Source organism: Lysinibacillus sp. RU7 (assembly GCF_057837305.1).
Window position 1 is genome coordinate 62,440 of the sequence record NZ_JBYQFK010000012.1, and the last position, 24,696, is coordinate 87,135.

Below are 24,696 nucleotides of genomic sequence, written 5' to 3' on the forward strand. Positions count from 1 at the left end.
ATCACTCCTTTTATAATAGAAGAAAAAATGACTGTACAAGAAAAGATGTAGCGCGAACCCCCACCCGCGCTACATCTTCATTTTAATGCGTCTTACATTTTTCGTATAGACCTTTTTCTTTGATGACTTTAATTAACGTTTCGCCAATAACAGATGGTGTTGGCGCTACCTCAATACCTGCCGCATTCATCGCTTTGATTTTTTCTGCTGCCGTACCTTTACCACCAGAAATAATCGCGCCTGCGTGTCCCATACGCTTTCCTGGAGGTGCTGTTTGACCACCGATAAAGCCTACAACTGGTTTTGTCATATTTGCTTTAATCCATTCAGCAGCTTCTTCTTCCGCTGTACCACCGATTTCACCAATCATAACAACCGCATACGTTTCAGGATCTTCATTGAATGCTTTTAATACATCGATGAAGTTTGTCCCATTTACAGGGTCTCCACCAATCCCAACTGCCGTTGTTTGACCGATACCTTCTTGTGTTAATTGGTGTACTGCCTCGTAAGTTAATGTACCAGAGCGTGATACAACCCCTACATGACCTTTTGTATGAATATAACCTGGCATAATACCGATTTTACATTCATCTGCTGTAATAACACCTGGACAGTTCGGACCGACTAAGCGTGTCTTTTTCCCTTCCATATAGCGCTTTACTTTGACCATATCAAGTACAGGAATATGCTCTGTAATACAAATTGTTAAATCAAGTTCCGCATCTACTGCTTCCATAATCGCATCTGCTGCAAAAGGAGCTGGCACATAAATTACGGATACGTTGGCACCAGTAGCTTCTACCGCTGCTTGAACCGTGTTAAATACCGGTACGCCTTCGATTTCCTGTCCACCTTTTCCAGGTGTTACACCTGCAACGACTTTTGTACCATACTCAATCATTTGCTTTGTATGGAAAAGTGCTGTATCCCCTGTAATCCCTTGTACAATTACTTTAGTATCTTTATTAATAAATACGCTCATTACTTCTCCCCGCCTTCCTTTAGCTCACAAGTCCTACGATTTTTTGAGCGCCGTCTGCCATTGAATCAGCAGCGACAATATTTAAACCGGATTCATTTAATAATTGTTTACCACGTTCTACATTCGTTCCTTCTAGACGAACAACTAACGGTACTTTAAGACCTACTTGTTTTGCTGCTGTAATAACCCCTTCAGCAATAACGTCACACTTCATAATACCGCCAAAGATATTAACGAAAATACCTTTTACGTTCGCATCTGAAAGAATAATTTTAAACGCTTCTGTTACTTTTTCTGCTGTCGCACCGCCCCCAACATCCAGGAAGTTAGCAGGGCTTCCGCCGTAGTAACTAATCGTATCCATTGTTGCCATCGCAAGACCAGCACCATTTACCATACAACCGATGTTGCCATCTAACGAAATATAACTTAAGTCATACTTAGATGCTTCAATTTCCTTTGGATCTTCCTCATCAAAGTCGCGAAGTTCCACAATATCTTTTTGACGATACAATGCATTGCTATCAAAATTAAACTTCGCATCTAACGCCATAACCTCATCATCCCCTGTTACAACTAACGGGTTAATTTCAACGATTGAGGCATCTTTATCAATAAACGCTTCATATAAGCCTAACATTAGCTTGGCAGCTTTATTTACTAATTTTGCTGGAATATTCATATTGAACGCCATACGACGCGCTTGGAATGCTGTTAGACCAATTACAGGGTCTACTACTTCCTTGAATATTTTTTCAGGATTTGTTTCTGCTACTTCTTCAATATCCATACCGCCTTCTTCTGACCCCATTAATGTTACACGAGAAGTGGCACGGTCTAATATATAACTTAAATAATATTCTTTACGAATATCTGATCCTTCCTCAATGTAAAGGCGTTTTACCTCTTTACCTTCTGGACCTGTTTGGTGTGTTACTAACACCTTTCCAAGTAATTCTTTTGCGTACGTGCGTACTTCATCAAGATTTTTCGCAATCTTAACACCGCCCGCTTTACCGCGACCCCCTGCATGAATTTGAGCTTTTACGACAGTCACGTTACTCCCCAATTCTTTCGCGACTTTCACAGCCTCATCTGGCGAGAAAGCAACTCGGCCATTTGGTACTGCTACCCCATATTTTCTCAAGATCTCTTTCCCTTGATATTCATGGATATTCATAATACATCCTCCCATCAGACAATTAAAAAAATTTTTAACAAGGTCTATTTTATACAAAGATTCTGATAATGTCTATATTAGTCTTCATGTGTATTTTTTTGGCTTTTTATGCGATTTTATCGTACTTCATTCAAAGAAAACGAAAAAAGCCGTGTAAATCAGTCTAATTTACACGACTTTTTTAAGTGTTTTATTTCACCATGTCTTCGATCTAAATGGTAAATAAAAGCAAAGACTTCCGCTACCGCTTGGTATAATTCCTCTGGGATCGATTCATTTAAATCTAACTGCCCTAGCAATTGCACAAGGTTGGGATCTTCATGAATAGGCACATCATGCAGCATCGCTTGCTCTAAAATATTTTCAGCAATTTTCCCTTTTCCTTTCGCCACTACGTTAGGTCCAGATGATTTCGTTGGATTATAAGATAACGCAATTGCCTCTTTTCGTGCATATTTCTTGTCGTTCATACGCGAATATCCACTCCGTTGTGTGATTCAGAATCTAGATTTGACATTTTTGTGACTTTTTCGACTATTCCCTTCTCAAACTGTTTAATAAACACACCCGATAAACGATACTCCTTATCCGCAAGCCCAGCTTTCAATGCTTGTTTAAGGGAGTCTGCCAGTAGATTTAATTGCGGATCATCATTAAACACGTTAATCGTCACAATACGGTTTTGCACTTGCATATCAATGACCGTCTCTTGCAAAGATTCCATGTTTAAATAAAAGAGCACACGTGCGAAATCGGCATCAATTTTTCCGTCATCTCTCATTCTCCCATTCCACTGTAATGTCGCATCCATTTGCTTGCCAAAAAAATCAAGCGGCACTTGCATGACAAGCTGGTGTTGATGACCATTTTCTCCTGAAAGCAATTGCATGCCGTTCATACGCGCCATGAACATTTCAGCAGAATCTCGCAATGCCGGGGGGATTTGCGCCTCTTGTAACAGCGCCAAAAGTTGCGGTTTCACTTGTTGAGCCAGCGCTTGCATATCATTTGCTTTATTCGCTAATGCCGCTTCATAACTAATCCCCAACCCTTTTAACACCGTTTTCATTGCTTGTTCCATCGCCTTACTATCTACTGCATTTTGTACCTGTGCCTCCGCTTGAGTAACAGCCGCTTGCACAGCAGGTTGTGTCGATTCCATACTAGCACGTACTAATGCTTGAAACATGGCATCGTGACGTGCAACTGCTGCATCAGGCTTTAAAAGGGAGAGCATTTGATCTTTCGCTGACAATCCCTGTTTATTTTGTGTGAATAAGTGAACGTCATTATTTGCTGAAAATGATTTTAACAATTGTTCTTGTAATTGACGAGCAAATATTTCGATTGCCTGCTTCGTTTGCGGTAGTTGTGTAAAGCGGTCCATGAATTGCTGAAGTTGCCCTTTTTGCTCAGTCGTTAATAGCGTTTCATTTTGAACAAATGTCCGCACATTTTGTAGCATTTGTGCGCTTTCTTCCTGCTTTGCCATCATCACTTGTTGAATAAGCTGCCCGGCTTGTACAGGTTGGGTCGAGAGTGGTTGCGACTGCCCTTGTTGCGATTGCCAGTTTGCTAATGTTGCATTTTGTGGTAAGATGCCGGCTTCTTTTAACATATTCAATGCTTGCAGGCGGTTCGTCATTGATACGGTATTGTCGGTTAACGTTTGAACAGCGCGCGCCAAGAGCACGCCCCCCGTTTCGGCATCCAATGGTTTTGCAATAGTTTGCAATTGTGTGATTAAGTTGTTTTTTAATTGCTCGTTTATATTATTCGCGTTCGCTAGTTGATTCATAAAATTTTGTAGCGTTGCACTCATACCGTCTAATTTCGCCCCTTGTACGAGCGATTGAAATACTTGCGTTGTGAAGGGCATCTTTAGCTCAACCATGCGCTGGATTGCCACTAGTGCATCTTGTTTTGTGACGCCCTCAGGTAAAGTTTTTATCCAACTTTCAGCTGCGAGTAACTGCTCACGTGAAATCGGCATTTGCTCTTTCATAAAATGACTCATTACTTGCTGCAACTCTTTCGTTGGTGGCAGATTCATATTTTGAAGCAGTTGATTCATTTGCTGCTGTGGTGTCATCGCCTGTGTCATCGGTCCGGTTACCACTTTTAGTTCCGTTTGTGCGCCAGTACTGGATACTTGAAAAAAGTGCGAATCGCCAACTTTTAAAGGCGTTTCAAGTGTTGCCACTAATTTTTGTTGACCTACTTGTACTTCTGCGGTTTGGTCAGGATATAACTTATTGATCGTGCCATGAAAAATTTGTCCTTCACGTAATACTAAAGGCTTATTTGCCTGCATCGTTTGCGGTTGTGATTGAACTGGATTGAATGACGTAAATGTCAAAATCCTCACCTCTTTATCATCGATTTAATCGGTTCAAAACTTTTACGGTGATGCTCGGTTGGTCCAAATTGCTCAAGCGCCGCTAAATGTTGTTTTGTACCATACCCTGCATGTTGATTAAAACCGTATTGCGGAAATTGAACATGTAGTTGTTCCATGTATTGATCACGTGCTGTTTTCGCTAAAATAGAAGCCGCCGCAATAGCTAAGCTTTTGGCATCTCCTTTAATCACAGCATGCTGCGGAATATCAATCGGCAATGTCATCGCATCCGCTAATACGACATCTGGTGTAACAGCAAGCCCTTTCACACTTTCAACCATCGACTGCTTCGTTGCCTCATATATATTTAATGTATCAATCATTTCAGCTGATTGAAAATGAATACAATAGCTAATTGCGTGCTCTTTAATACGGGCTACGTAATTTTCACGCATTTCTTTTGATAGTTGCTTCGAGTCATTGATACCAACGAGTGCTTTACAATGATTAGGTAGCACTACAGCAGCTGTCACAACAGGTCCTGCAAGTGGCCCACGTCCGGCCTCATCTACCCCCGCAATACATGCTTCTGGATAGGGCAAAAATGATGCATCAAACGCACACTTCTCACGATGAGCATCTAATACGGCCTGTTTTTTGGCCATGCGCTTTTCAAATTGTAGCCATGCTTTTTGTACGCTTGCTCGCTCATCCTGTTGCAATTCCTTCATCCATGGTTGTAATTGTTCTGCCTGTTTTAAAGCAGCTGTAATTTCTTTAATCGTCCGCATTGCCAATCTCCTTGCTCGTTCTATATTATATATCGGTTTATTTTTATGTTTGTAAAAGAAAAGAGTGTCTGGAAAGTTTTCACTTTCTGGACACTCCCCTTGATTATTGCTCTAATAACTCTTTTTCCATTTGCTCATCGACAAAATCAAACGTTAATTTCCCTAAATGCAGGGAACGAATATCACGAACGATTAACTCTGATACTTGATCATAATCGATTTCTCCACCTTGTCCAAATACGCGACGAAGCTTACCGATATGATCAAATGTCTGTACTAAGTCCTCGTGCACAAACTGTAATTGATAACGTTCTTCCATACGTTGTGGGTAATGTGTTGCAAGAAAGCGAAGACCGTACACTGCTAAATCTTCCATATTCATAATTTGATCTTTAATAGCACCTGTTAACGCTAATTTATAACCCACTTCTTGATCCTCAAATTTAGGCCAAAGAATACCGGGTGTATCAAGTAGTTCTAATTCTTTTCCTACTTTAATCCACTGTTGTGCTTTTGTCACACCTGGTGTATTTCCTGTTTTCGCAATATTTTTTTTCGCTAAACGGTTAATGAGCGTCGATTTGCCAACATTCGGGATACCAACGATCATCGCACGAATGGCACGCGGCTTCATCCCTTTTGCTTTCATCCGCGCCCATTTTTCCGCTAGTATGTCTTGCGCTACCTTTGTTACCGTCTGCAAACCTTTTCCTTCTAGTGAATTGATTGCGACTGCTTTATGACCACGTTCCTCAAAATACGCAATCCATTTACGCGTCTCTGCCTCGTCCGCCATATCTTGCTTGTTTAAAATCAGGAGGCGTGGCTTTTGATTGATGACTTGGTCAATCATAGGATTACGCGAGGAAAGCGGAAGGCGTGCATCAACTAGCTCAAAAATAATATCGACTAATTTTAGTTTCTCTGATACTTCACGGCGTGCTTTTGCCATATGCCCCGGGAACCATTGAATTGTCATCTGAAACATCCTTTCTCAAACAGATCCCTACTCCGCTAACATTAAAGAGAGGGACTTGTCACTATCCAATAATGAAAAGAGGAGATATCGCATCCCCTCTCGTACATTATTTTACAATTTTAATATCACTTATTGGCCAAAAGATTAAATTGGTATTGCCAATCATTTCATCAATACTTACAATCCCAATATGGCGACTATCTTTACTAAAGCGGCGATTATCTCCCATCACAAACACATAACCTTCCGGAATAACATCTAAATTCGGCTCAATGTCCTGTAATGTAAAATCACCTGTTAAATTGCCTTCTGTGATTTCTGCTTTATATTGATTTAAATACGGCTCATCAATTGGCTCACCATTAATGTATAACTGATCATCGATATATTCTACGTGATCGCCCGGTAAACCAATGACACGTTTAATATAGTCTTTCCCTTCCGGTGCATGAAACACGACGATATCAAAACGATCTGGATTTCCGATTTTATAGCCAACTTTATTTACAATCATTCGATCGCCATCTTCAAGGGTTGGCATCATGGAATCTCCATCTACCACAATTGGTGTAAATAAAAAATAACGAATGAATGCCGCTATTGCAAAGGCAATAAGTAATGCTTTGATCCATTCCCATAACTCATTTTTTTCTTTCTCCACTTTTTCCACACAAATGTCCCCCTCGTCTATCCACCTATATTGTAAAGGAAATATGTATTTGAAGCAAAAAAATTGTCTATTGCATGCCTTTCCCTATTGCTAAATCCCTATAAAAACCTACCTGCAAATATCCATAAATACTACTAATTTTATATTCGCCAAAAGAAATGGAGCCTGTATATCACAAGCTCCATTCTCAAAAAATTATTAGCGAATTTCTTTAATACGTGCAGCTTTACCACGTAGGTTACGTAAGTAGTAAAGTTTAGCGCGACGTACTTTACCGCGACGAGTAACTTCTAATTTAGCGATTTTTGGCGTGTGTACAGGGAATGTACGCTCAACACCAACACCGTAAGAAATTTTACGCACAGTGAAAGTTTCACTGATGCCGCCACCGCGACGTTTGATTACTACGCCTTCGAATAACTGGATACGCTCACGAGTACCCTCAACAACTTTAACGTGTACCTTTACAGTGTCACCAGGACGGAATGAAGGTAAATCAGTACGAAGTTGTTCTTTAGTGATTTCTGTGATAATGTTAGACATTTCGTTTCTCTCCTTAGACAGATGCTCTTGCACGCTCATAGTTGGCCACAGCGGAACACCGTAATTCAGTGCATTTTGCACAAATTGAAGTTTATCACACTGTATCATGAGTGTCAAGTAGTTTTGCTTACATTTTGTCTTGCTGTAATTTCTCTAAAACCTTCAGTTGCTTCGGCGTTAATTGTAACGCCTCTAATAAATCCGGACGACGCTCAAGCGTACGTTTTAACGATTGCTCTTGGCGCCATTCTTCGATTTTTGCATGGTTACCACTCGTTAATACATCTGGCACCTTCATGCCACGGAAATCCGCAGGACGTGTATAATGCGGATGCTCTAGTAAACCCGTCGAGAACGAATCTTGAATATGCGAATCTGCCTGACCTAATACGCCCGGCAATAAGCGTACGACCGCGTCAATCACCGTCATCGCAGGTAATTCTCCACCTGTTAAGACAAAATCGCCAATCGAAATCTCATCCGTCACAAGGTGCTGGCGAATGCGCTCGTCATAGCCTTCGTAATGTCCACATAGGAACACTAAGTCTTCCTCTTGCGCGAGCTCCTCGGCCTTCTTCTGCGTAAAGCGCTCTCCTTGTGGACACATTAAAATAACACGCGGTGTGCGCCCTTCCGTAATCGTCTCAACCGCATTAAACATCGGTTCGGGCTTTAATACCATCCCTGCACCACCACCGTACGGGTAATCGTCCACTTGCTTATGCTTATTGCCACTAAACTCACGAATATCCGTTACCGCTAAGTCAACTGCCCCTTTTTCCTGCGCCTTCTTTAAAATGGATGCACCGAAAACGCCTTCAAACATTTCCGGAAATAAGCTTAATACGTGAATTTTCATCATTATAGTAAGCCTTCCATTACATGAATAATGATTTTTTTCTCTTCTACATCAATCTCTTTTACAACATCTTCAATATACGGGATGTAATGCTTTTTGCCGCCTTTTGCTTTAATCTCCCATACATCATTAGCACCTGTTTGTAAAATATCTGTGACAACACCGATGAGTTCGCCCTCTTCTGAGTACACTTCGCAGTCCATAATTTCAAAATGATAATATTCATTTTCTGCTAGCTCATCTTCTTCTAGTTGGTCCATCGTCACTTTTAAAAGCCCTTCTTTAAAAGGCTCCACTAAATTAATGTTATTGAAGCCTTCAAACGTTAATAAAATAAAGTTTTTATGACGACGTGCACTTGCTACCGTTACCCAAATGGGACGCTTTTCATCCTTTTTAAAGACCGCTAGTTTACTACCTGGTGCAAATCGTACTTCCTCAAAATCGGTTGAAGATAATACACGCACTTCACCGCGAATGCCATGCGTATTTACAATACGTCCTACGTTAAACCATTCCATCATATCACCTCTTGTATAGAAAAAGAGAAGAAAGCATACGCGCCTCCTCCTCTTTTTATTGTGCGGATATTCGCTTCGGAATATCCTTTTTTTAATCCAATATATCGACGTAAGTCTTTTTCTTATGGTATCCGCTCGATGCTGAGTAAACAATTGTGCGAATCGCTTTTGCGACACGACCTTGCTTGCCTATGACTTTCCCTCGATCCTCTGGATGAACAAAAAGCTTATAAACAATTCGATTATCATTTTCGTCCGTCTCAATACGAACATCATCGGGATAATCGACTAACGGTTTCACGATTGCTTCAATCAGCTGTTGCATACAGATACCTCCGATTATTTACTGAATTTTTGGTTATGGAATTTCTCCATGATACCTTGTTCTGAGAACAGGTTACGAACAGTATCAGATGGTTTTGCACCATCAGCTAACCATTTAAGAGCTTTCTCTTCATCGATTTGTACTGTAGCAGGAACTGTAAGTGGGTTGTAAGTACCTACTGTTTCGATTTGACGACCGTCACGTGGTGAACGAGCATCAGCTACTACGATACGATAGAAAGGAGATTTTTTAGCTCCCATACGTTTTAAGCGAATTTTAACTGCCATTTATAAGCACCTCCGAATAAGTTTCACACAAGATATTATATTAGCAATGTCTCTTGAGTTTGTAAAGTGTTTTTTCTTAACACCTAAATTTTTATTTAAACAATGAATCAAAACCAGGTAATTTCATCTTTTTCTTGCCTTTGCCTTGTGCCATACCTGTCATTTGTTTCATCATTTTTTTCATTTCTTCAAACTGCTTTAATAAGCGGTTTACTTCTTGAATCGTCGTACCTGAACCATTTGCAATACGCTTTTTACGACTTGCATTAATCAAATCAGGATTTGTTTTTTCAGCAGGCGTCATCGAGTAAATAATGGCCTCAATGCGCCCCATTTGCTTTTCATCTACTTTAACATTATCTAAACCTTTAATTTTGTTTGCGCCCGGGAGCATTTTTAACAACTCATCTAAAGGTCCCATCTTTTTCACAGCTTGTAGTTGCTCGACAAAGTCATCAAACGTAAATGTTTGTGTCATGAACTTTTCTTCTAGCTCTTTCGCTTTGTCCATGTCCACTTGCGCTTGTGCTTTTTCGATTAATGAAAGCACATCACCCATCCCAAGAATACGAGAGGCCATACGTTCTGGGTGGAACGGCTCCAGCGCGTCCATTTTCTCTCCCATACCGACGAATTTAATTGGCTTCTCCGTTACCGAACGGATCGATAATGCAGCACCACCACGTGTATCACCGTCAAGTTTCGTCAACACAACGCCCGTAATACCGACTGCCTCATTGAAGCTTTGTGCTACATTTACCGCATCTTGACCTGTCATCGCATCGACAACAAGGAATACTTCGTCGGGCTCTTTTAATGCACGAATATCTTTTAACTCTTGCATGAGTGCCTCATCAATGTGTAAACGACCTGCTGTATCGATGATAACTACATCGTGATGTTCTTCCTTTGCATGCTCAATGGCTTGACGTGCAATTTCGACTGGCGAAATATCTGTTCCAAGAGCAAATACAGGAATAGAAAGCTGCTTCCCAAGTGTTTGAAGCTGGTTTACAGCCGCTGGACGATATACGTCAGCAGCTACTAACAGCGGCTTTTTATTGTATTTTCTACGTAATACGTTCGCTAGCTTCCCTGTTGTTGTCGTTTTACCAGCACCTTGTAAGCCGACCATCATAATGACTGTCGGTGGTCGATTATTAAATTTAATCGGGCTTTGTTCTCCACCCATTAAGGCTGTCAGCTCATCTTGTACGATTTTAATGACTTGTTGACCTGGTGTTAACGATTTCATCACATCGATACCAACTGCACGTTCACTTACTTTTTTGACGAATTCTTTTACGACTTTTAAGTTAACATCGGCCTCAATTAAAGCAAACCGTACTTCACGCATCATTTCTTTTACGTCTTGTTCAGTTACTTTCCCTTTACCTTTAATTTTTTGAATGGTTCCTTGGAGTCGCTCTGCTAAACCTTCAAATGCCAAATTGTTCGCCTCCTAATCCGATTCCTTCAGTTGTTCAATTAACGCAAGACGCGCTTCTAACGTCGCATCATCGTCTTGAACGGCTACCGTCAGCTGCTGTAACATACGCTGGCGTTGCTGAAATTTTTCTAATAAGCGTAATTTATCTTCATATTCCTCAAGCATAGCTTCTGTACGGCGAATATTATCATACACCGCTTGGCGAGATATTTCATACGATTCCGCAATTTCACCGAGTGAATGATCATCTAAGTAATAAAGCTCCATATAACTGCGCTGCTTTTCTGTTAATAACGCTTGATAAAAGTCGAAGAGAAAGTTCATGCGTGTTGTCTTTTCAAGTAGCATTTTCATCTCTCCATTCATATTTATTCTACTGTATCATATAGCTTTTCAAGGGGAAGTGTCAAGGGAATTTACTTGCAGATTATAGTAGAATTTTTGCAAATTGATTTTGTGGCTACACACTTGGTTTATACTCGTAATGAGCAAAAATACCAGGTAAATAGTAAAAGATATTACATAAAAGCGTAATCGTAGCCTCCGCGCTTTGCCACAGCCTACACAGGAGCTAAAACAGGCGTGGCCTGTTTGAATCTCCTGTTCCTGCTCCTGACGCTCCGCTTTCGTCGCAAAGAAAATCTTGGCTCCTGTGGCTATGGCGCGCTACGGCAAAAGTGAATACTTCTCGATATGCTAGAAAAACATTCCTCTTCTCTAAAAGAAATCAATTTCTTTCTATTTGCAAGTATAATTGCACAGCCTCTATCGTAATAAAGTAAGAATCTTTCTTTATTTTTAGCAGCTGATTATTGTATTCCACCAAGTGTATTGATTAACAAGATATTTCCTTTATAGAAGCATTTTTTTAGAAAAACGTGATCAAAAATGACTTGCCCGTTGATTGAAGCGGAATCGGCGAGACTCCTACGGGAAAAGCATGAGCTGAAGACCCCGCAGGAGCGAGGTACGAGCGACGAGGAGGCTGAAGCCATGCCCGTGGAAAGCGAGCCGAATGGAGCGGAAATCAACGTTTAACACAATGGTAATATATGTTTCAGCATTTGTTCATTAATAGTAGTAAATGAAAAAAGTGACCCAGAATTATTTCTGAGCCACTTTTGATTAGTCTTCTATTTTTTCTAGTTCTTTTTCTAAGCCTTCTGCAAATAAACCGTATACATAGCGTTCTGCATCAAATGGTTGTAGGTCGTCCATTTTCTCCCCGAGACCGACAAATTTCACCGGAATGTGTAATTTATTACGAATCGCAAGAACGATACCACCTTTTGCTGTGCCGTCTAGCTTCGTTAAGACAATACCGGTTACGTTCGTTGCCTCTTTGAACATTTGCGCCTGTACTAATGCATTTTGACCTGTTGTAGCATCAAGTGCTAATAATACTTCGTGTGGTGCATTTGGTACTTCACGTGAAATGACACGGTGTACTTTTTCAAGCTCGTTCATTAGGTTGACTTTATTTTGTAATCGTCCTGCTGTATCACAAATTAACACATCCGCATTGCGATTTTTCGCCGCGCGAATCGCATCGTACATGACCGCTGCCGGATCTGACCCTTCTGATTGCTTAATCACTTCACACCCTACTCGGTCGCCCCATACTTGAAGCTGATCGATTGCACCTGCACGGAATGTATCACCTGCTGCTAGCATAACTGTTTTACCTTCTGATTTTAGGCGGTGTGCGAGCTTACCAATGGTTGTCGTTTTACCAACACCATTCACCCCAACGAATAAAATAACCGTGAGTTCCCCGTTTGGTTGTACATTTAATTCAGTTAAATTTTCTTCGCCCGCCTCATAAATTTCCACAAGCTTTTCTGAAATAATCGTTTGAATGCCTTCTGTATCTTTAATATTTTTACGTTGTACTTCAAAACGCAACTTGTCCATTAACTCCATGACCGTTTCAAAGCCAACGTCCGCTTGTAACAATACGTCTTCCAGTTCCTCGAAGAAGTCTTCATCCACTTTGCGGTAACGCGCCACAAGATCGTTTACTTTTGATGTAAATGAGTCACGTGTTTTCGCTAAACCGGCTTTAAACTTTTGTGTAATAGACCAAGCGGAAGGTTTTTTCTGTTCTTCAGTTACTTCTGCAACCGGTTCCGCTACTTGCGACAGCTCTTCTACTTCTACTTCTACTTCTACTTCTACAGTTGGCTGCTCCACCTCTTCAACTATTACAGGCTCTTCTACTTTCGTATCCTCCTGTAGTATTGTTTCTTCTACATCGGCTAAATCATCCTGCTTAGCTTCTTCCTGCTCAGCAAGTTCATCTTTTACCTTTTCTTCTTCTGATGAACCGATTAACTTTTCTTTTAAACGTTTAAAAAAGCTCATTCCCTACACTCCTTCACCTACTGGCACTTCTTCCTCTTCAAGTTTCACCGAAACAAGCTTCGATACACCTGATTCTTGCATTGTAATGCCATATAAAACATCTGCACCTTCCATCGTCCCTTTACGATGTGTAATGACGATGAATTGTGTTTCTTTACTAAATTTCTTTAAATATTGACTATACCGAATGACATTGGATTCATCCAGTGCTGCCTCTACTTCGTCTAAAATACAGAACGGTACTGGACGTGTATTTAAAATCGCAAATAATAAGGCGATTGCTGTTAAAGCGCGTTCTCCCCCTGATAGTAAACTCAAACTTTGCAATTTCTTCCCAGGTGGTTGCGCAACAATCTCAATGCCCGTTTCTAGTAAATTGTCAGGGTCAACTAAGACTAAATCTGCCTGACCGCCTCCAAATAATTCACGGAACACCGCTTTAAATTGTGCTTTTACATTTGTAAATGTTTCATTAAAGCGAGCAGTCATTTCTGCATCCATTTCTTTAATGGCTTCATGCAGCGTTTCTTTCGCTGCTAATAAATCACTGCGTTGCTCAGATAAAAAGGCATGCCGCTCCTGCACACGTTCAAATTCATCGATTGCGGTTAAGTTAACAGGGCCTAACTCCTCAATCGATTGCTTTAGTAATTTGACTTTTCGGCGGACTTGCGCGACATCATCAATTGCTTCTGCCAGTACCTTCGCCGCCTCAAAATCAAGTTCATAGTTTTCTTTGAGCTGCGCGCTGAAGTTCCCTTGCTCATATTGTAGTCGACTTCGTTTAATCGATAACGTATTAATCGCTTCCATAAAGCTTTTATGGATACGTTGCTTCTCTTTTAAATCTTCTTCGATAACAGAAAGCTTGCGTTGTAATTCGTCCTTTTGTTCTTTCTTTTCCGTAATCATTGTAAGTAACGATTCACGTTTTGCTCCCCAATCGATGATTGCTTGCTCAATTTCCTCCATTGTAGGACCATTGGCGTCAGCATCTGAATGGAACCACTCGATTTCCTGGGAAATCTTTTCGATTGTTTCATTTGTTTTGGCCATTTGCAGATCCATATCCGCGATTGCAATCTGAACTTGTGAAAGCTGTTCTTGTGCTACGGCAAGTTGCGAGCGCTTTTCTCCTATTTCATCACGGAGTACATCCTTTTGCGTATCACCTTGCGCTTTTGCCAATGTTAATTGCTCTACTAATTCATTAATTTCAGTAAGCTCTGTTGCTAATTCAGCAAGACGTACCTCTGCTTGTGCTTTTTGTTCAGCAAGCGTTTGCCCACGTGTGACCATAGACGTTTGCTCACTTGTAGCAAGTGTAACACTCGTAGTTAAGTTCTTTTCTTGCATATCTAGCTCAAATAAAGTTGTGTTATGCTTCTGTTCCTGTGCCCGTAACTCTTCTACAAGTAAACGTACTTCTTCTAAATCTTGGCGTAAATTTGCTACCTTTTCTTTTTCAACAGTTACTGTACGCTCAGCCAATTGAATGGAATGCTCCATTTCAGCAATTTTTGCGGATAATGTATCAAGCTCCGCCTTCCGTGTAAATAAGGATGTTTGCTGTTTGACTGATCCACCCGTTAATGAACCACCTGCATTTACAATATCACCATCAAGTGTCACGACACGATACTTAAAGCCAAGTAATCGCGCCATTTGGCTAGCACCTTCTAAATGTGAAGCAACCAGTACATTCCCAAGTAAATTTTCAACAATCGAACGATTCGATTCATCAAAAGTCACAAGATTATACGCCATATTGACAAAGGCTGGATGACTGGATACAGCAGAAATGTGTGCATCGCTTAGGCGGCGTGATTTCATAACGTTTTTCGGTAAAAAAGTAGCTCGCCCTGCACGTTTTTGTTTTAACCAATTAATTGCTTGCTGTGCATATTGTTCGTTTTGCGTCACAATATGTTGACTCGCTGCGCCCAGTGCTGTTTCAATGGCTTGCGAATATTGTCCTGTGACTTGAACAAGTTCCGCCACAGCACCTTCAATCCCTAACAGCTCTCCTCTATCTCGTGCTAGCAGTACTTCTTTTACACCTTGGAAGAAGCCCGAGAAATCCGCTTCCAATTCTTCTAGTGTTTCACGACGCGCTTTTAACTGTTGCTGATGCTGATACGCTTTATACAGTAAATCTTGCTTCTCATCCAGTTGAACTGTTAGCTGCTGTAACGAACCTTGCATCTCTTCATGTAACGCAAGCTTGTCTTTTAACTGTTGTTGAAGATTCACTAATCGCTCAGCAATTACTTCTTTTTCAGCCATGACACGTGTTAACTCTTTTTGCATTTCCACTGAGCGATCCGTCATACGTTCAGCTGTTTCTTGTTGTTGTTGTAATTGCTGATTGATATGCTTTAATTCATTTTTAATCGTGGCTTCTTCATTTAATAAATCGATATATTGATGTTTATATACGTCGATTTCCTCTTCGATTTCAGAAGCTGACCGTGTTAATGCCTGCTCTAACTGTTTAATTGCTTGGCGGAGTGACCCAACCTCTTTTTGTTTTTCTGCAAATAGCACCATTTTCTCTGATTTGTTTAATGCTTGCTTCTTTGCTTCCTGCTGTGATACGACGAGCTGCGCTTCTAATTGTTTCAAGTGCTTTTCCGCATTCGAACGCTTTTCATGCATAAGCGCTTTTCGTCCATCCCAACGTTCCACCTCAGCCGTTGCTTCTACTAAATTTTCTTGGGACGTATCTAAATGACTGTCAAGCGTTTTTAACTCTGCTCGTACTTGGCGCAAACTTTTTTCAAGCATTGTCATTTCACCCGCATGTAGTAGTTCATTTGCTTCAAGGTCAGCCAATTCATCTTGTAACGCTTTTAATTGTGCTTCACATGCCGTTAAGTCGTGGACAATAAGCGAAATATCAAAATCTTTCAGCTCTGACTTCATACGGACATAATCTTTAGCAGCAGAAGCTTGGATTTGAAGCGGCTCTAAACGATTATCGAGTTCATGTAAAATATCTAAGACACGATGTAAATTTTCTTCTGTTTCAGTAAGCTTGAGCTCGGCTTTTTTCTTGCGTTGTTTATATTTTAAAACACCTGCTGCTTCTTCAAAAATAAGGCGTCGATCATCCGGACGGCTATTTAAAATAGAGTCTACACGGCCTTGGGAAATAATTGAAAACGCCTCTTTGCCCAGTCCTGAATCCATAAACAAGTCCGTAATATCCTTCAGGCGACAATGTTGATTGTTGAGTAGATACTCACTATCACCTGAACGATACACACGTCTTGTCACACTAATTTCCGTGTAAGGTATCGGGATTCGTTCATCTGTATTATCTAAAATTAGCGCTACTTCCGCAAAATTGAGTGGTTTGCGAGACTCACTGCCAGCAAAAATAACATCTTCCATTTTTGAACCACGCAATGATTTTGCCGATTGTTCACCTAAAACCCAACGAATTGCATCTGTTACATTACTTTTCCCACTACCATTCGGACCTACAACAGCCGTAACACCGGGGACGAAATCAATACCAATACGCTCCGCAAAAGATTTGAAGCCAACTACTTCAAGTCGTTTTAAGAACATGTTACTCCTCCTTTTGTGCCTGCTGTCTTAGCCTTTGCATCGCACTTTGCGCCGCTTGTTGCTCAGCCTCTTTCTTAGACTTCCCTCGCCCAATACCGAGCTCTTCATCATTTAATAGCACACGCGAGACAAATGTCCGATTATGTGCTGGACCTTTTTCATCGACAATCTCATAATGTAATAGCCCATTATTCGATTGTTGTACCATTTCCTGTAGTTGGCTTTTGAAATCCATCACATGCGAAAAAGCACCGTTTTCTACTTTCGGGAACACAATTTTCTCTAGGAATGCGACGACCGTTTCAAGCCCTTGATCTAAATAAAGTGCACCGACAAATGATTCAAATACGTCTGCTAGTAATGCTGGGCGCTCTCGACCACCTGTCAGTTCTTCACCTTTTCCAAGTAATACATATTGTCCAAATTTTAATTCATTTGCAAAAATAACTAATGACGGCTCGCAAACAATAGACGCACGTAGCTTTGTTAGCTCACCCTCACTCATTTGTGGATATTTTTCGAATAAAAATTTCGACACCGATAGCTCTAATACAGCATCTCCTAGAAACTCAAGTCGTTCATTGTCCGTAAATAGCTTGCGACGATGTTCATTCACATAGGATGAATGTGTAAATGCTTGATATAATAAGTTTTTGTTGCTAAATACTACGTTCAACTCTTGCTGCAACTGTTCAAAATGAGTGCGAACTTTTTCTGGCAATATACCAGCTTTCTGATGATTCCCTTTTTTTCTTATCGTCATGGACAAATCTGCCTTCCTACTCAGTTTCTATCGTTTAGTTTACATCGTTAAAACCTTTTGCGCAAAGGGATTCTCATAAAATGCGCTGTTTATCCTTGGTTTTTTGCACATTCACGAAAATTATGAGTAAAAAGAGACACATAAACACGATTTCCCGCATTTATGTGTCTCTTTATAATTAGTTCTGTTTGTTTTCGATGTAAGTGATTGCATCCCCAACTGTTGCGATTTTTTCTGCATCTTCATCAGAAATTTCCATATCGAACTCATCTTCAAGTTCCATAACAAGCTCTACAACATCTAATGAGTCTGCACCTAAATCTTCACGGAATGAAGCTTCTGGTTTTACTTCGCTTTCATCAACACCTAAACGGTCGATAATTACTTTCGTTACACGCTCTATTACTGTAGCCAAATCAGTCACCTCCCCTCAATGAATCGGTTGTTACATCACTAGGCCGCCATCAATATGTAATGTCTGCCCTGTAATATAATTCGCATTTTCGGATGCAAAAAATACAACCGCTTTTGCAATATCTTCTGGTTGTCCTAATTTCGCTAACGGAATTTGCTTTAACATTGATTCCTTTAACTCTTCTGGTAAACTATCTGTCATTTCTGTTGTAATAAAGCCCGGTGCAATAGCATTCACTAAAATGTTGCGACTTGCTAACTCTTGTGCACATGTTTTTGTTAAACCGATGACACCTGCTTTCGCCGCCACGTAATTCGCTTGCCCTGGGTTACCTGCGACACCAACAATGGATGAAATGTTAATAATGCGACCTGCACGTTGTTTCATCATTTGACGTGTGACAGCCTTTGTACAAAGGAATACACCTTTCAAATTCGTATCAATAACGTCATCCCATTCTTGTTCTTTCATACGCATTAGTAAATTATCACGTGTAATGCCTGCATTGTTTACTAAAATATCAAGTGAACCAAACGTTTCTACCGCCTGTTTCATCATAGCCTCTACCGCATCGCTATCTGCTACATTTGCTTGTACAGCCATTGCTTTTACACCAAGCGCTTCTACTTCTGAAACAACCGCTTTCGCTTTTTCTTCACTACCGCTAAAATTCACAACAACGTTTGCGCCTTGTTTCGCAAGCTCGATACAAATCGCGCGACCAATACCACGCGAACCACCTGTTACCACTGCCGTTTTACCTGTTAAACTCATTGTGTGTTCCACCCTTTCGACGCTTCAATCACTTGTGCCATTGTTGCTTCATCATAGACACCGTATACTGTTGCGCCTCGGTCAATTTTTTTCACAAGCCCTGATAGTACTTTTCCTGGACCACATTCAATAAATACGGTTACACCTAAATCCATTAATGTGCGTACATTTTGCTCCCATTGTACAGGACTTGATACTTGATCAATCATTTCCTGTTTAATCGCCTGTACATCTTCAAGCAGCGTCGATGTAACATTACTTACAACAGGGATAGAAGGCACTTTAAAATCGACTTGCTCAATGGCATCAGCCAATTTTTCCGCTGCTGGTTGCATCAATGTACTATGGAACGGTCCACTAACCGTTAGCGGAATTGCTCGTTTGGCGCCACGTTCTTTCGCTAGCGCACAAGCTTGTTCAATCCCTGCTTTCGTACCAGAAATAACGATTTGCCCCGGACAATTCAAATTAGCAAGTTGTGCGACTTCGCCTGTTGCACTTACATCTTCACAAACTTGTTGTAATTCAGTCGATTCCATCCCTAAAATAGCAGCCATTGCCCCCTCACCCGCAGGCACTGCTTCGTCCATATATAAGCCACGTTTATGAACAACTTGTACGGCCTCTTCAAACGTCAATACATTTGACGCAACAAATGCACTATATTCTCCTAAAGAATGACCGGCTGTATAATCCGGTTTAATCCCAGCATCCATTAATTGACGAGCAATCATGACACCCGTTGTTAGTAATGCCGGCTGCGCGTTATACGTTAAAGTAAGCTCCTCTTGCGGCCCTTCAAACATCAATTTTGATAATGAAAAACCAAGTACAGCATCTGCTTGAGTATAAAACGCCTTACTATTTTCATTTACTGCGACAAGCTCTGCCCCCATACCTACTTGTTGTGAGCCTTGTCCCGGAAAAATAAAAGCTATTTTTGTCATGTTTAATTCCCCTTTGCCAAATGTGATTACTCTACCGTAATCGTTGCTTGAATTGTCGCACATACATCATGTTCAACCATTGTACGCGCTTGTTTAATGGCACTGTAAATCGCCCTCGCATTGGATGAACCATGCGCTTTAATAACTGGTGCTTTTAGACCGAACAACGCAGCCCCACCGTATTCTGTATAATCCATCTTTGTCTTTAAATCTTTTAAGCCATTTTTAGCTAACACAGCGCCAATTTTTGCTTTTGTTGAAGAAGTAAATGCGCCTTTTAACATCGCAAATAGTGTACCTGCTGTACCTTCGATTGTCTTTAACACCATATTTCCTGTAAAGCCATCTGTTACAACAACATCCGCTACGCCATTTAATAGCTCACGCGCCTCCACGTTGCCTTCAAAATTCATATTCGCTTCTTTCAGTAAATCAAAGGTTGCTTTTGTCAGCTCATTACCCTTTTTTTCTTCAGTACCAATATTTAATAAACCCACGCGAGGCGCATGATAACCGCGGACTTTTTTCGCGTAAATATCACCCATAATGGCATATTGTAACAAATTCTCTGGCTTAGCATCCGCATTTGCCCCAAGGTCTAGCATAAGGAAGCCTTTGCCATCAATTGTCGGTAATGTTGTCGCAAGTGCTGGGCGTCCTACTCCCTCAATTCTTCCTACTTTAAACAATCCGCCTGCCATCAATGCACCCGTATTACCTGCCGAAAGACAAGCATCCGCTGTTCCGTCTGCTACTGCTTCGAGCATGCGTGCCATAGACGAATCTTTTTTCCGACGAACGGCGCGTGCTGGATCATCGTCTGCTTCTACCACTTCTTCACAGTGAATAACTGTTAAGCGCGGATGTTCCTTTAAATAAGGTGTCATCGCCTCTTGACGACCGTACAATAAAATTTCGATATCTGTAAAATCCTCGAGTGCTTGCATAACACCTTCTATAATTGCTTGTGGAGCATTATCGCCACCCATACCATCTACTGCTAATTTCATGTTTCGTTTCCACCTTTCGTGCGATACATCTCAAATTCTCCTATGAACACAACTTCATTATTGACTGTCGACGTGACATCAACAATTGTTCGATTTTTCTCTGATTGTTGCGTGCGCACGACCGCTTTCGTTATGACTCTGTCACCTGCTTTGACAGGCTTAACGAAAGCAACGTTGGATTTTACTGTTAACGCTAATTCATCGTTAATAACAGCTACTGCTAGAGAGTTTGCTTGCGCAAATAAATGATGCCCTCGTGCAATACCATTTCGTTGAAACACATGCTCCTCTCCTACATCAAAAATAGAAAAAGCACGTTTATCTAATTCAATATCAATAATTTCTCCAATTACTTCGTCTAATGGGAGCGATTTAATTTCATTTTCATAATTTCTTGCTGCTACGTCTTTAATACGTTCACGCAATTCAGGAATAGACAATTCCATGCGGTCCAATCGAATCGTTTGAACACTTACACCAAATTGCTGTGCTAACTGTTCATCAGTGACGAATGGATTATCTGCAATTGTTTCTGTTAGCAATTGTTGGCGTTCTTTTTTTGTACGTTTCATAACCTTCGTCACCTTCTTATTAAGTATTAGCACTTGGTACTAACACCAATATACATAAAGTGAAAAAAGAACGCAACAACTTTTTGTTATTGCGCCCGTAAAAAAGTATAATTTGCATACGATTGAAAGATTATTCACTAAAAAGAGATTTTTACCAAAATATGTACTTGACCGCACATTCCGTTACGGGGGGACGCTTTCCGCGGGCTTGGCTTCAATCTCCTCGTCACTACGTTCCTGCGGGGCTTTCCGCTCAAGCTTATCCCGCAGGAGTCGCCGCCCTTCACTCCATGTGCTTTTACAACAATTCTTCTGTTATCAAGAATAGATTTTAGTATCGAATCTTAGAGGTCTTATCCAATCATCCTTCATAACTGATTTGCCATTCAATACCGAAGCGGTCGGTTACACTACCGTAACATTTGCTCCAAAATGTTTCTTGAAGCGGCATCATCACTTTACCCTCTTGCGCAAAAAAGTTAAACACACGGCGTAGTTCCTGTTCATCATCTAAAACATACGCTAGCGTTATTTGATTGCCTTTCTTCACTTGCTCCTGCCCTGGGAAAGTATCAGAAAACATTAATTTTGCTGTTGGTAATTGTAACATGGCGTGCATAACACGGCCCTTAGCTTCTTGTGGAATTGGATGATCCGGATGTTGTGGTGCCTCACCGAATGTCATGAGTTGGTAATCCTTCACCCCAAAAGCCTCTGCATAATATGCTACTGCTTCTTTTGCTTCTCCATCAAATACAAAATACGGATGAATTGCCATCATTCCCTCTCCTTAGTTATTAAAATTTATTTGCCACGATACACCAAAACGGTCTTGATACCAGCCAAACAACGTTGAAAACCCATATTGCCCAAGCGGCATTAAAGCTTGCCCACCATCCTTCATCTTTTCTGCTAATGCATGAACTTCTTGTTCGGACTCACATTCAATGAAAAACGAAAAAGATGGTGTAAAATCAAATGCATGCTGCTGTTGTGTATCATTTAGCAAAATTTTTTGACCATGTATACAGATTTCTGCCAATGCAATGAATTCTGTTTGTGGAATCAATTGCTTAGATATAACTTCAAAATCAGTAAACCACGATGCATATGTATCGATTACTTCTGAGGCACCGCCTTTAAACATTAAAAACGGATGAATTGATTTCATATGTCTCCCCCCTCATACGAACAAGTGTACGGTATTTATTTGAAATTTGCAAGAAAAAACATATGTTGCTTATATTCCTAAAAATGTCTTTCTAGAAACACGCAACATATGTTTTTAATCAATGCGCTCTCCTTCTAAAACACCCGACCGTTCAAGCATTTGACGTAGCGGCGCATATTCATCAGCACACCAAAATTCTTCACTTTCAATTAACCGGACAGCATCTTGCCGTGCTATATCTAGCGCACGATAATCATGCACAAGATCAGCCATTTTAAACTCGGGCAACCCGCTCTGTTTTTTCCCAAAGAAATCACCTGGACCTCGTAGCTCTAAATCTTTTTCGGCTAACCGAAAACCGTCATTTGTCTCCGTCATGGACATCATGCGCTCTTTTCCTTCGTCTGTTTTAGGATCAGCTAAAAGCACACAATACGATTGATGTTCACCACGTCCAACACGTCCACGTAATTGATGCAGTTGAGCTAATCCGAAACGTTCCGCATCATAAATAAGCATAAACGTGGCATTCGGTACATTGACCCCTACTTCGACTACAGTTGTTGACACAAGTATATCCAATTCCCCTTCACTAAACGCTCGCATCACTTGATCTTTTTCATCCGCTGACAAGCGCCCATGCATTAACCCCACCTTAAAACGTCCTAGAAAATAAGTCGTCAATTGCTCGTATACGTCAACTGCATTTTGAACATCTAGCTTATCCGATTCTTCAATCAGCGGACAAATGACGTAAGCTTGTCGCCCTGCTTTTAACTCCGCGTCCATTTTTGTTAACACAGCGCCTAGTTGCTCATGCTTCATCCAATGTGTTTCAATTTGCTTACGTCCCGCAGGTAGTTCATCAATAATAGATACATCCATTTCACCAAACGCTGTAATAGCAAGCGTTCTCGGAATCGGTGTAGCCGTCATAAATAAGACGTCGGGGTTTTCCCCTTTATCGCGCAAAATGCGACGTTGCTCCACGCCGAAACGATGCTGCTCATCCGTAATCACAAATCCTAGATTTTTAAATGCTACATCTGGCTGAATAAGCGCATGTGTCCCAATTAAAATATCAATTTCACCATTTGCTAATCGTTCTAAAATGTCTCTTCGGGCTTTTGTTTTTGTAGAACCAGATAATAAAGCAACACGTACCCCAATCGGTTCAAACCAAGCATATAAGTTTTCTGCATGCTGCTCTGCTAAAATTTCTGTCGGTGCCATTAACGCACCTTGATAGCCCGCTGTGACAGATGCATACAACCCTATCGCCGCGACAACCGTTTTACCAGAACCAACATCCCCTTGTAACAGTCGATTCATTCGATGTGGTGTTTTTAAATCTTTACAAATCTCGTTCACGACTCTTTTTTGTGCACCGGTCAGTTCATACGGCAACGTGGCAATAAAATTACGAAGCTTTTCTAAATTATAGGCAATGGATAGTCCTTTTTCATTGTCCCGACGTGCTTTACGTAATGCTTGAATACGCAGTTGAAAGATGAGTAACTCTTCAAACACAAAACGACGCCTTGCTTGCTTCGCATGCTCTGTATCTTTCGGGAAGTGCACCCCTTCAAGCGCTTCCTGCATCGGCAATAGCTTATATTGTTCCCGCATACTAGCTGGCAATGTTTCAGAAATGACATGCCCCGCCTCATCAAGGGCTTGCCGCATTAATTTTCGAAAGCGGTTTAAATGAATCGTATTACGTAAACTATACACAGGTTCAAAATCACCTTGATCTTGCTTCGGTCCAAATTTAACAGATGAACCGACGACCACTTGGCGACCTCGATCCCATTTCCCTGACACTGTAATAATGGCGCCTGGTACTAGTTTTTGCTTTAAATAATGTTGATTGAACATCACCACTTTCACTAAGTGACGACCGGCTAAAACGGTGACGGTTAGACGTGATTTTTTCCCCATAAACGTTACAGCCGGTACACTTTCCACGCGCGCTTCAATTGTTACTTTTTCGTTGTGTGGTGTTTCAGCTAAATTCTTTAATGTAAAATCTTCATGGCGGTATGGAAACATCCAAATGAGGTCCTCGATCGTATGAACTCCGAGCGATGCTAATTGTTCAGCTGTTTCCTTGCCGACACCTTTTAAGTTGGATACAGGTTGTGTCATAACCAATTTCCCACTTCCTTTATGT

25 protein-coding genes are annotated in these 24,696 nt (G+C 40.9%); all 25 read right to left on the reverse strand.

All coding sequences use genetic code 11. The features are described from left to right. Positions 1-82: 82 nt before the first annotated feature. The 25 genes from sucD to recG all read right to left on the reverse strand — a co-directional run bounded on the left by sucD (position 83) and on the right by recG (position 24,671). A complete protein-coding gene (gene sucD / locus AC3II9_RS10535; protein ID WP_391366404.1) occupies positions 83-985 on the reverse strand; it encodes a succinate--CoA ligase subunit alpha in 903 nt (300 codons plus the stop codon). A 19-nt stretch (positions 986-1,004) separates the two neighbouring features. Beyond that, entirely contained in the window at positions 1,005-2,165 is a 1,161-nt protein-coding gene (sucC, locus tag AC3II9_RS10540; RefSeq protein ID WP_391366403.1) for an ADP-forming succinate--CoA ligase subunit beta, read from the reverse strand. 158 nt (positions 2,166-2,323) lie between these two features. Next, positions 2,324-2,635: an EscU/YscU/HrcU family type III secretion system export apparatus switch protein gene (locus tag AC3II9_RS10545; RefSeq protein WP_489155297.1), complete on the reverse strand. Its 312-nt coding sequence runs from the start codon at positions 2,633-2,635 to the stop codon at positions 2,324-2,326. Continuing rightward, positions 2,632-4,533: a hypothetical protein gene (locus AC3II9_RS10550; RefSeq protein ID WP_489155299.1), complete on the reverse strand. Its 1,902-nt coding sequence runs from the start codon at positions 4,531-4,533 to the stop codon at positions 2,632-2,634. The genes AC3II9_RS10545 and AC3II9_RS10550 overlap by 4 nt, the downstream gene beginning before the upstream one ends. Further along, the gene (rnhB, locus tag AC3II9_RS10555; protein ID WP_489155301.1) at positions 4,530-5,297 is read right to left on the reverse strand and encodes a ribonuclease HII; all 768 of its coding nucleotides are present in this window, start codon (positions 5,295-5,297) and stop codon (positions 4,530-4,532) included. The genes AC3II9_RS10550 and rnhB overlap by 4 nt, the downstream gene beginning before the upstream one ends. Before the next feature lie 103 nt (positions 5,298-5,400). Next, the gene (ylqF, locus tag AC3II9_RS10560; protein WP_489155303.1) at positions 5,401-6,276 is read right to left on the reverse strand and encodes a ribosome biogenesis GTPase YlqF; all 876 of its coding nucleotides are present in this window, start codon (positions 6,274-6,276) and stop codon (positions 5,401-5,403) included. Positions 6,277-6,382: 106 nt separating this feature from the next. After that, positions 6,383-6,946: a signal peptidase I gene (gene lepB / locus AC3II9_RS10565; protein WP_489155305.1), complete on the reverse strand. Its 564-nt coding sequence runs from the start codon at positions 6,944-6,946 to the stop codon at positions 6,383-6,385. Positions 6,947-7,144: 198 nt separating this feature from the next. Then, on the reverse strand, positions 7,145-7,489 hold the full coding sequence (gene rplS, locus AC3II9_RS10570) for a 50S ribosomal protein L19 (protein WP_391366397.1): 345 nt from the start codon (positions 7,487-7,489) through the stop codon (positions 7,145-7,147). A 127-nt stretch (positions 7,490-7,616) separates the two neighbouring features. Beyond that, positions 7,617-8,348 (reverse strand): tRNA (guanosine(37)-N1)-methyltransferase TrmD, encoded by a 732-nt coding sequence (trmD, locus tag AC3II9_RS10575; protein WP_489155369.1) that lies wholly within the window; start codon positions 8,346-8,348, stop codon positions 7,617-7,619. A gap of 2 nt (positions 8,349-8,350) precedes the next feature. Next, positions 8,351-8,869: a ribosome maturation factor RimM gene (gene rimM / locus AC3II9_RS10580; RefSeq protein WP_489155307.1), complete on the reverse strand. Its 519-nt coding sequence runs from the start codon at positions 8,867-8,869 to the stop codon at positions 8,351-8,353. A gap of 91 nt (positions 8,870-8,960) precedes the next feature. Beyond that, positions 8,961-9,194, reverse strand: a complete 234-nt coding sequence (locus tag AC3II9_RS10585) for a KH domain-containing protein (RefSeq protein ID WP_391366395.1) — start codon at positions 9,192-9,194, stop codon at positions 8,961-8,963. 14 nt (positions 9,195-9,208) lie between these two features. Further along, complete coding sequence (gene rpsP, locus AC3II9_RS10590; RefSeq protein WP_391366394.1) at positions 9,209-9,481, reverse strand: 30S ribosomal protein S16; 273 nt, start codon at positions 9,479-9,481, stop codon at positions 9,209-9,211. Positions 9,482-9,572: 91 nt separating this feature from the next. After that, complete coding sequence (gene ffh / locus AC3II9_RS10595; RefSeq protein ID WP_391366393.1) at positions 9,573-10,931, reverse strand: signal recognition particle protein; 1,359 nt, start codon at positions 10,929-10,931, stop codon at positions 9,573-9,575. A 12-nt stretch (positions 10,932-10,943) separates the two neighbouring features. Continuing rightward, on the reverse strand, positions 10,944-11,279 hold the full coding sequence (locus tag AC3II9_RS10600) for a putative DNA-binding protein (protein ID WP_489155309.1): 336 nt from the start codon (positions 11,277-11,279) through the stop codon (positions 10,944-10,946). 777 nt (positions 11,280-12,056) lie between these two features. Beyond that, positions 12,057-13,295, reverse strand: a complete 1,239-nt coding sequence (ftsY, locus tag AC3II9_RS10605) for a signal recognition particle-docking protein FtsY (protein ID WP_489155311.1) — start codon at positions 13,293-13,295, stop codon at positions 12,057-12,059. 3 nt (positions 13,296-13,298) lie between these two features. After that, the gene (gene smc / locus AC3II9_RS10610; protein WP_489155313.1) at positions 13,299-16,871 is read right to left on the reverse strand and encodes a chromosome segregation protein SMC; all 3,573 of its coding nucleotides are present in this window, start codon (positions 16,869-16,871) and stop codon (positions 13,299-13,301) included. A gap of 1 nt (position 16,872) precedes the next feature. Continuing rightward, positions 16,873-17,634, reverse strand: coding sequence for a ribonuclease III (gene rnc, locus AC3II9_RS10615; protein WP_489155315.1), 762 nt, complete (start codon positions 17,632-17,634; stop codon positions 16,873-16,875). A 178-nt stretch (positions 17,635-17,812) separates the two neighbouring features. Further along, a complete protein-coding gene (gene acpP, locus AC3II9_RS10620) occupies positions 17,813-18,049 on the reverse strand; it encodes an acyl carrier protein (RefSeq protein WP_391366388.1) in 237 nt (78 codons plus the stop codon). Between the two features lie 30 nt (positions 18,050-18,079). Next, positions 18,080-18,823: a 3-oxoacyl-[acyl-carrier-protein] reductase gene (gene fabG, locus AC3II9_RS10625; protein ID WP_489155317.1), complete on the reverse strand. Its 744-nt coding sequence runs from the start codon at positions 18,821-18,823 to the stop codon at positions 18,080-18,082. Continuing rightward, positions 18,820-19,770 carry an ACP S-malonyltransferase gene (fabD, locus tag AC3II9_RS10630; protein WP_489155319.1) on the reverse strand — a complete coding sequence of 317 codons (951 nt, stop codon included), beginning with the start codon at positions 19,768-19,770 and terminating at the stop codon, positions 18,820-18,822. The genes fabG and fabD overlap by 4 nt, the downstream gene beginning before the upstream one ends. Before the next feature lie 26 nt (positions 19,771-19,796). After that, entirely contained in the window at positions 19,797-20,780 is a 984-nt protein-coding gene (plsX, locus tag AC3II9_RS10635; protein WP_489155321.1) for a phosphate acyltransferase PlsX, read from the reverse strand. Further along, positions 20,777-21,352: a transcription factor FapR gene (fapR, locus tag AC3II9_RS10640; RefSeq protein ID WP_391366384.1), complete on the reverse strand. Its 576-nt coding sequence runs from the start codon at positions 21,350-21,352 to the stop codon at positions 20,777-20,779. The genes plsX and fapR overlap by 4 nt, the downstream gene beginning before the upstream one ends. Positions 21,353-21,713: 361 nt before the next feature. After that, entirely contained in the window at positions 21,714-22,130 is a 417-nt protein-coding gene (locus tag AC3II9_RS10645) for a VOC family protein (protein ID WP_489155323.1), read from the reverse strand. Between the two features lie 12 nt (positions 22,131-22,142). Further along, positions 22,143-22,523: a VOC family protein gene (locus tag AC3II9_RS10650; RefSeq protein WP_489155325.1), complete on the reverse strand. Its 381-nt coding sequence runs from the start codon at positions 22,521-22,523 to the stop codon at positions 22,143-22,145. A gap of 114 nt (positions 22,524-22,637) precedes the next feature. Continuing rightward, complete coding sequence (recG, locus tag AC3II9_RS10655; RefSeq protein ID WP_489155327.1) at positions 22,638-24,671, reverse strand: ATP-dependent DNA helicase RecG; 2,034 nt, start codon at positions 24,669-24,671, stop codon at positions 22,638-22,640. Between the last annotated feature and the right edge of the window lie 25 nt (positions 24,672-24,696).

Bases quoted from the DNA above. Each gene is read 5' to 3' on its own strand.
- sucD (WP_391366404.1), bottom strand. From the start codon at position 985: ATGAGCGTATTTATTAATAAAGATACTAAAGTAATTGTACAAGGGATT.
- sucC (WP_391366403.1), bottom strand. From the start codon at position 2,165: ATGAATATCCATGAATATCAAGGGAAAGAGATCTTGAGAAAATATGGG.
- AC3II9_RS10545 (WP_489155297.1), bottom strand. From the start codon at position 2,635: ATGAACGACAAGAAATATGCACGAAAAGAGGCAATTGCGTTATCTTAT.
- rnhB (WP_489155301.1), bottom strand. From the start codon at position 5,297: ATGCGGACGATTAAAGAAATTACAGCTGCTTTAAAACAGGCAGAACAA.
- ylqF (WP_489155303.1), bottom strand. From the start codon at position 6,276: ATGACAATTCAATGGTTCCCGGGGCATATGGCAAAAGCACGCCGTGAA.
- rplS (WP_391366397.1), bottom strand. From the start codon at position 7,489: ATGTCTAACATTATCACAGAAATCACTAAAGAACAACTTCGTACTGAT.
- trmD (WP_489155369.1), bottom strand. From the start codon at position 8,348: ATGAAAATTCACGTATTAAGCTTATTTCCGGAAATGTTTGAAGGCGTT.
- rimM (WP_489155307.1), bottom strand. From the start codon at position 8,869: ATGGAATGGTTTAACGTAGGACGTATTGTAAATACGCATGGCATTCGC.
- AC3II9_RS10585 (WP_391366395.1), bottom strand. From the start codon at position 9,194: ATGCAACAGCTGATTGAAGCAATCGTGAAACCGTTAGTCGATTATCCC.
- rpsP (WP_391366394.1), bottom strand. From the start codon at position 9,481: ATGGCAGTTAAAATTCGCTTAAAACGTATGGGAGCTAAAAAATCTCCT.
- AC3II9_RS10600 (WP_489155309.1), bottom strand. From the start codon at position 11,279: ATGCTACTTGAAAAGACAACACGCATGAACTTTCTCTTCGACTTTTAT.
- ftsY (WP_489155311.1), bottom strand. From the start codon at position 13,295: ATGAGCTTTTTTAAACGTTTAAAAGAAAAGTTAATCGGTTCATCAGAA.
- smc (WP_489155313.1), bottom strand. From the start codon at position 16,871: ATGTTCTTAAAACGACTTGAAGTAGTTGGCTTCAAATCTTTTGCGGAG.
- rnc (WP_489155315.1), bottom strand. From the start codon at position 17,634: ATGACGATAAGAAAAAAAGGGAATCATCAGAAAGCTGGTATATTGCCA.
- fabG (WP_489155317.1), bottom strand. From the start codon at position 18,823: ATGAGTTTAACAGGTAAAACGGCAGTGGTAACAGGTGGTTCGCGTGGT.
- fabD (WP_489155319.1), bottom strand. From the start codon at position 19,770: ATGACAAAAATAGCTTTTATTTTTCCGGGACAAGGCTCACAACAAGTA.
- plsX (WP_489155321.1), bottom strand. From the start codon at position 20,780: ATGAAATTAGCAGTAGATGGTATGGGTGGCGATAATGCTCCACAAGCA.
- fapR (WP_391366384.1), bottom strand. From the start codon at position 21,352: ATGAAACGTACAAAAAAAGAACGCCAACAATTGCTAACAGAAACAATT.
- AC3II9_RS10645 (WP_489155323.1), bottom strand. From the start codon at position 22,130: ATGGCAATTCATCCGTATTTTGTATTTGATGGAGAAGCAAAAGAAGCA.
- AC3II9_RS10650 (WP_489155325.1), bottom strand. From the start codon at position 22,523: ATGAAATCAATTCATCCGTTTTTAATGTTTAAAGGCGGTGCCTCAGAA.
- recG (WP_489155327.1), bottom strand. From the start codon at position 24,671: ATGACACAACCTGTATCCAACTTAAAAGGTGTCGGCAAGGAAACAGCT.